Source organism: Streptomyces tricolor (assembly GCF_002155905.1).
Taxonomy (GTDB): Bacteria; Actinomycetota; Actinomycetes; order Streptomycetales; family Streptomycetaceae; genus Streptomyces; species Streptomyces tricolor.
This window is the reverse complement of the sequence record NZ_MUMF01000361.1, coordinates 1-7,188: the sequence shown is the minus strand read 5'-3', so window position 1 is coordinate 7,188 and position 7,188 is coordinate 1. Positions and strand designations below refer to the sequence as shown.

General features: G+C 69.4%; 5 protein-coding genes and 1 pseudogene. 1 reads left to right on the top strand and 5 read right to left on the bottom strand.

What is annotated here, in order from left to right:
* On the bottom strand, positions 1-1,831 hold a 1,831-nt coding region (locus CCN44_RS25060; RefSeq protein ID WP_086699742.1), incomplete at its 3' end, for a DNA gyrase/topoisomerase IV subunit B.
* Between the two features lie 441 nt (positions 1,832-2,272).
* On the opposite strand from CCN44_RS25060, the gene CCN44_RS25055 reads away from it, so the two are divergent.
* Positions 2,273-2,503: a DUF7455 domain-containing protein gene (locus CCN44_RS25055; RefSeq protein ID WP_059253015.1), complete on the top strand. Its 231-nt coding sequence runs from the start codon at positions 2,273-2,275 to the stop codon at positions 2,501-2,503.
* A gap of 80 nt (positions 2,504-2,583) precedes the next feature.
* On the opposite strand, the gene CCN44_RS25050 is transcribed toward CCN44_RS25055, so the two are convergent.
* The 4 genes and pseudogenes from CCN44_RS25050 to CCN44_RS25035 all read right to left on the bottom strand — a co-directional run.
* Positions 2,584-3,462 carry a S1 family peptidase gene (locus CCN44_RS25050; RefSeq protein ID WP_086699739.1) on the bottom strand — a complete coding sequence of 293 codons (879 nt, stop codon included), beginning with the start codon at positions 3,460-3,462 and terminating at the stop codon, positions 2,584-2,586.
* Between the two features lie 121 nt (positions 3,463-3,583).
* Positions 3,584-5,125, bottom strand: coding sequence for an RNA polymerase sigma factor (locus CCN44_RS25045; protein WP_059255286.1), 1,542 nt, complete (start codon positions 5,123-5,125; stop codon positions 3,584-3,586).
* Positions 5,126-5,562: 437 nt separating this feature from the next.
* Complete coding sequence (locus CCN44_RS25040) at positions 5,563-6,450, bottom strand: FadR/GntR family transcriptional regulator (RefSeq protein ID WP_079081179.1); 888 nt, start codon at positions 6,448-6,450, stop codon at positions 5,563-5,565.
* 162 nt (positions 6,451-6,612) lie between these two features.
* Positions 6,613-7,188, bottom strand: a pseudogene (locus tag CCN44_RS25035) (ABC transporter); the annotation flags it as partial.

The following is a 7,188-nucleotide window of genomic DNA, read 5'->3' as shown; positions in this document are numbered from 1 at the left end:
CGTACTTCTCCTGGCCCTTCTTCGGCTGGACCAGCTCGATGCGGTGCAGCGGCGGCACGGCGGCGAAGACCCGGCCGGCCTCGACCATGGGCCGCATGTAGCGCTGGAACAGCGTCAGCAGCAGACACCGGATGTGGGAGCCGTCCACATCGGCGTCGGTCATCATGATGATCTTGCCGTAGCGGGCCTGGTCGATGTCGAAGGTGCGGCCCGAGCCCGCCCCTATGACCTGGATGATCGCACCGCACTCGGCGTTCTTGAGCATGTCGGTCACCGACGACCGCTGCACGTTGAGGATCTTGCCGCGGATCGGCAGCAGGGCCTGGAACTCGGAGTTCCGTGCCAGCTTGGCCGTACCGAGCGCGGAGTCGCCCTCGACGATGAACAGCTCGCTGCGGTCGACGTCGTCGCTGCGGCAGTCGGCGAGCTTGGCCGGCAGGGACGAGGACTCCAGGGCGGTCTTCCGGCGCTGGGCGTCCTTGTGCTGGCGTGCCGCGACCCGGGTACGGGCGGCCGCGACCACCTTCTCCATGACGACCCGGGCCTGGGCGGCGGCGTCACGCTTGGTCGCCGTGAGGAAGGCCTTCAGTTCCTTGGTGACCACGCTGTTCACGATGCGGCGGGCCGCCGAGGTACCGAGGACCTCCTTGGTCTGCCCCTCGAACTGCGGCTCGGCCAGGCGGACCGTGACGACCGCGGTGAGGCCCTCCAGGGCGTCGTCCTTGACGATGTTGTCCTCGGCCACACGGAGCAGCTTCTTGGCGCGCAGCACATCGTTCAGCGTCTGGGTGAGCGCCTGCTCGAAGCCGGTGACGTGAGTGCCGCCCTTGGGGGTGGCGATGATGTTCACGAAGGACCGGACGGTGGTGTCGTATCCGGTGCCCCAGCGCAGCGCGACGTCGACCCCCAGCTCACGGGTGACCTCGGTGGGGGTCATCTGGCCGTGCTCGTCGAGGACCGGAACGGTCTCCTTGAAGGTGCCCCGGCCCGAGAACCGGAGGACGTCGCAGATCGCCTTGTCGTTGGCCAGGTACTCGCAGAACTCACTGATGCCGCCGTCGAAGCGGAAGGACTCCTCGCCCTTGCTGCCGCCTTCACCGAGGCCGAACTCGTCGCGCACGACGATGGTCAGGCCGGGCACCAGGAACGCGGTCTGCCGGGCACGCTGGTGCAGGTTCTCCAGGGAGAGCTTGGCGTCCTTGAGGAAGATCTGCCGGTCGGCCCAGTACCGCACGCGCGTGCCGGTGCGCGTCTTGGGGATCTTCTTGGTCTTGCGCAGACCGCTCTTGGCCTCGAACTTCGCTTCGGCGCTGCCGGCGGCGAAGACGCCGGGCACGCCACGCCGGAAGCTGATGGCATGGGTGTGGCCGCCGCGATCCACTTCGACGTCGAGCCGGGCGGACAGGGCGTTGACCACGGAGGCGCCGACGCCGTGCAGACCACCGGAGGCGGCGTACGAGCCGCCGCCGAACTTGCCGCCCGCGTGGAGCTTCGTCATGACGACCTCGACCCCGGACAGGCCGGTCTTCGGCTCCACGTCCACGGGGATGCCCCGGCCGTTGTCGCGCACCTCGACGGAGCCGTCGTCGTGGAGGACCACCTCGATGTGGTCGCAGTAGCCGCCGAGGGCCTCGTCGACCGAGTTGTCGATGATCTCCCACAGGCAGTGCATCAAACCGCGGCTGTCCGTCGAGCCGATGTACATGCCAGGGCGCTTGCGCACGGCCTCGAGGCCCTCGAGGACGAGCAGGTGCCGCGCGGTGTAGTTGGAACCGTCCCGGTCTGCTCCTGCCAGCAGCGCTGTGGACGGCACGGACGTATCGGCGGTCACGCGGTTCGCTCCTCGCTGAATTTCAGGTGGCCCCCTTTTGGGTAAGGGGGCGGCTTCGGTCGCCGCACAGAGGGTACCGAGCCCTGGTAGAGCCGGTGTAACGCCACCCTCGTCGGCCCCTCACACTAGTCCAAGTTCGCATACACGTTCGATCCCTCGATGGAGTGAAGTACACATCACGTTCCCTTCGAGGCATGAACCATTTAGGCTCCGGGCACGTCCTCATGAACAACCGGCAACCCAGCCGGGAGGACCGAGACAGCAAGACAGCGCGAACCCGTACGCACACAAGAGACGCAATACGGCACATTCGCCGCCAACCGGCAGCAGACAGCCGCCCCGGAAAGATTTTTTCGAGGAAAAGCCACGAGCGGGAACGTTTTCGGGCTGGTTGGATGTTGACCCTGGTACGACAGCTCGTCGAGCTAGAGAAGAGGCGACGTGACTACTGTTCTGACCCCCGCGAGCCCGCTGACGGCCGCCGATCGCTGCGACCGCTGCGGCGCCCAGGCATACCTGCGCGTCGTCCTGCTGAGCGGCGGAGAACTGCTCTTCTGCGCCCACCACGGTCGCAAGTTCGAGCCGGAACTCAAGAAGATCGCCGCTGAGATACAGGACGAGACGGAGCGACTGACGGCCGTTCCGAACACCGCTTCCGACGAAGAGCGCTGAATCTCGCACACACGACGAGCCAGCCCCGGCGCAGGCCGGTGAACGGGCGGCCTCTCCTCACCAGGAGGGGCCGCCCGTGCTCATGCCCCCGCACGCGCTCGCGGGCGCGCGACGGGCCGCTTCTGGGCCGCTGTGGCCGCTTTCAAGGCCCGTACGACCTCGGAGACGCGCGTGTAGACGCCGGGGAGCCCTGCCCGCCCGCAGCCGCTCCCCCACGACACGAGGCCGATCAGCCGTCCCCCGGCCACCAGAGGCCCGCCGCTGTCCCCCTGGCAGCCGTCGGGCCCTCCGGCGGCCTCACCGGCGCACAGCATGGTGCTGGCCTGATAGGTCCCCTCAGGGCCGCCGGGGTAGGCGCGGGCGCACAGCTCGTCGGGCAGCACGCGCACGCGTGCGGCGCGGAGCCGGCGCGCGTACGCACCTGTGCCGGTCGTGTCACCCCATCCGGTCACCAGGGCCTGGGTGCCCGGTGCGTAGGCCGGGTCGCCCGCGCCGGCCATGGTGACGACCGCGCTCTGCGGCAGCGGTGCGGCCAGCCCGAGGACCGCGAAGTCGCCGGAGTTGGTCGTGACGTCGTACGCGGGATTGAAACGGATCTCCCGTACGGCGATCTCCTCCCCCTGCCCGGACAGCAGGTCCGTGCGGCCCGCGATGACCTTGAGGTCGCGCACACGGTTCGCCGGTACCCCGAGCACGTCCGTGGCCAGGCAGTGGGCCGCGGTGAGCACCGTGCTGCGCCCGATGGCCACGGCGCCGCAGAACTGCCCCGCCCGCATACCTCCGAACAGGTCACGGCTGGCCAGTGCCACCGTCCACGGAGCCTGGGAGACGTCTATCGGGAACCCACCGACCACGACGCTGTCGGCGACCGCATGAGTGGGGCTCACCAGGGGTATCGCGGTCACGGTGGCCGCAAGGGCCAGCGGCCGGATCAGTGCCCGGGCAACGGAACGGCGCATGCATGCTCCTCACTCTGCGGTCCTCCTGGACACCCAGAGTGATCCACCTGTCGCGAGTGCGCAGCACGAAGGCCCGGCTCCCGCGAGGGGAACCGGGCCTTCGCCGTCGTAGACGCGGGACCTAGTCGAGGTAGTCGCGCAGCACCTGCGAACGCGACGGGTGGCGCAGCTTCGACATGGTCTTGGACTCGATCTGGCGGATGCGCTCACGCGTCACGCCGTACACCTTGCCGATCTCGTCGAGGGTCTTCGGCTGACCGTCGGTGAGACCGAAGCGCATGGAGACGACGCCCGCCTCGCGCTCGGACAGGGTGTCCAGGACGGAGTGCAGCTGCTCCTGGAGGAGCGTGAAGCTGACCGCGTCGGCCGGAACGACGGCCTCGGAGTCCTCGATGAGGTCACCGAACTCGCTGTCGCCGTCCTCGCCTAGCGGGGTGTGCAGCGAGATGGGCTCGCGGCCGTACTTCTGGACCTCGATGACCTTCTCCGGGGTCATGTCGAGTTCCTTGGCCAGCTCCTCCGGGGTGGGCTCGCGGCCCAGGTCCTGGAGCATCTGGCGCTGCACGCGCGCGAGCTTGTTGATGACCTCGACCATGTGCACCGGGATACGGATGGTGCGGGCCTGGTCGGCCATGGCGCGGGTGATGGCCTGACGGATCCACCAGGTGGCGTACGTGGAGAACTTGTAGCCCTTGGTGTAGTCGAACTTCTCGACCGCGCGGATCAGACCGAGGTTGCCCTCCTGGATGAGGTCCAGGAAGAGCATGCCGCGGCCGGTGTAGCGCTTGGCCAGGGAGACCACCAGTCGGAGGTTGGCCTCCAGGAGGTGGTTCTTGGCGCGGCGGCCGTCCTCGGCGATGATCTCCAGCTCGCGCTTGAGCTTCGGGGCGAGCTTGTCGGAGTTCGCCAGCTTGTCCTCGGCGAACAGGCCCGCCTCGATGCGCTTGGCCAGCTCGACCTCCTGCTCGGCGTTGAGCAGGGGGACCTTGCCGATCTGCTTCAGGTAGTCCTTGACCGGGTCGGCGGTGGCACCGGCGGCGGCGACCTGCTGCGCGGGCGCGTCGTCCTCGTCCTCGTCGGACAGGACGAAGCCGGCGCTCTCGGCGCCCTCCGGCTCGTCGGCGACCTTGGTGTCCTCCAGGACCTCCTCGTCGAGAAGCTCGACGTCGTCCTTCTTGGCCGTGGTCTTCTTGGCGGCCGTCTTCTTGGCGACGGCCTTCTTGGCGACCGTCTTCTTGGCGGTCGCCTTCTTGGCGGCGGCCTTCTTGGCGGGGGCGGCCTCTTCGGCGGAATCGGCTGCTGCCGGGGCGGCGGGCGCCGCGGGGGCAGCCGTGGTCGCGGTGGCCTTCCTGGTGGTCACCGTCTTCGCCGCGACCGTCTTGGTGGCGGTGCGCTTCGCCGGGCTCTTCGCTGCGACGCTCTTGCGGGTGCGCTTGGGCTCTGCGGCACTGACCATCAGCGTCACACCCTCTTCCTCAAGAATCTGGTTGAGGCTGCGCAGTACGTTCTTCCACTGAGTGGCCGGAATCTGGTCAGCTTCGAAGGCCCGACGCACATCGTCGCCGGCGATCTGCCCCTCAGCCTTTCCCCGCTCAATGAGCGCCATGACAGAGACGGACTCGGCGATCTCCGGCGGGAGCGTACGGGATGTGCTGGCCGACACGAACAACCTCTCGGAACGTTGGAAAACGGCTTCCGGCACCGTCCACTGCGGACAGGAGCCGACCACCGGCCTGGGGATGGGCCGACGGCGCGGGCGGGGGCCGGGAAGATGCACAGCGCCTGATCTGGCGTCCGTATTCCTTCCGCGGCTGTCACCTCTTAGGTCATCGCGCTGTCTCCACGAGCGTTACGCCCAATCTACGTGGCCCGAGTCACACCCCGTAAGCGGTCAAAAGCGGTCAGACATGCGCAGATGAGATCATCAGTGGTTGCCATCCCGGCCACACCCACGACCAGGGTCTCCCGTCGCACCGCCGGGCCCCGCCGGACTCCAGAGGGTCCGACGGGGTCCGGCGACGGCCGGTACCCGGGTCCGGCGCCGCCACGAGCACCACGAGCACGCCGCACACCGGCGACCGCACCGCACCCCTCGCGGGGTCAGTGCTCGCGCGGGGCGGGCACCACGCGCTCCACCTCGGGGTGGACCGTGAGCAGCTGGCGCATGGCCGTCTCCGCCGCCGTGCCGTCGCCGGTGCCGAGCGCGTCGACGATGCGCGCGTGCTGCGCGAGGGACGCCTCGTTCGGCCGGTCACAGGCCGTGACCGGCCCGCCGGAGACCTGGAGGGCCGCCGAGACGATGCCGGAGAGGTGCTCCAGCATGCGGTTGCCCGCGATCTGGATGAGCATCGTGTGGAACTCGGTGTCGGCGCGCGAGTAGGTGAGCGCGTCGCCCTGCGCCATGGCGTGGCTCATGATCTCGACCATGTCGCAGAGGCGCTGCTGCACCTCCTCGCGCCCGTGCCCGGCGGCGAGACGGGCGGCGAGCGGCTCGATCGTCCAGCGCAGCTCGCTCAGCTCCCGGCGCTGGTCGTCGCGCTGCGGCCCGAAGGCCCGCCACTCGATGATGTCCGGATCGAGCAGGTTCCAGTCGCTGACGGGACGCACGCGCGTGCCGACGTTCGGGCGGGCGCTGACCAGGCCCTTGGCCTCGAGGACGCGGAGGGACTCGCGGACGACGGTGCGGGACACCTCGAAACGCTGGCCGATCTCCTCGGGCACGAGCGGGCGGTCGGCCCCCAGGTCGCCGGAGACGATCATCTGTCCCAGCTGCTGGACGAGTTGGCCGTGCAGTCCGCGCCCGCGGCTGCCCGTGGCCCGCCGGCCCACGCGGCCCAGCTCCGGGTCCCCGGTGTCCCAGGCGGGCGCGCCGACGCGGTCGGCCACCGGGGCCTCGGCGTAGGGGTAGCGGTCGAGTTCGCCCGGGCCGGCCAGACCTGAGTCTGCGGGGCGGGCGGCGGTCATCATGGTGTGCGCAAGGGTACTCACGGATCCTTTGTCGGCGTCGCCTCCAACTCCCTTGAGGTCTTTGGTGAAAAGCACACGAAAGGGTGATCGCTCACCCCGTCGCAATTGACGCCTTATCGGAAAGAAATGGGCTTTCTGCGGGGAGTTGTGGGCACACGGGTACCAGAAGCGTGCGGACCGTCGTCAGTGGAGCCGGGTACGCAGCGCCGTGAGCACGTACGCGCAGAGTAGCGCCGCCAGCGACAACGCCATTGCTGCGCCTACGGGTTGGGCGAGGATCCGAGCTGCGGCGAGCAGGTACCGCTCCCCTCCGAAGGGCCACTGCAACAGGAAGACCTCGTGCATCCGCACCGGGAAGTCGGCCGCCAGCCGCACGGCCGGGCCCTGCAGGGCCTTGTGCACGAGGGGCACGACGAGCACGGGTACGGCGAGGACGGCGGCCAGTCCGGCCGTCGTGGACCGGAACACTCCGGCCGCCAGCACACCGGCCCAGGCGCAGCCGACGACCAGCCCGAACCAACTCGCGGTGAGCGAGAGCCAGTCCGCGGGAACTTGCGTGAGCTCCCGTCCGTAGACGATGTAGAGCACTTCGGCGTCGCAGCCCACGGTGAGGAAGGCGAGCAGCACCGCGGCGGCCCCGGAGACGAGCAGTTTCGCGGTGAGCAGTCCCAGCCTGCGGGGGACGGTGCCGCGGTCGGCCGCCAGGGCGGGGTGGCGGAACTCGTCCCCGAAGGCCAGGGCGCCGAGCAGGCCCGCCGC

What these genes read in the sequence shown, in the direction of transcription:
- CCN44_RS25050 (WP_086699739.1), bottom strand. Translation starts at nt 3,462, where the DNA reads ATGCGCCGTTCCGTTGCCCGGGCACTGATCCGGCCGCTGGCCCTTGCG.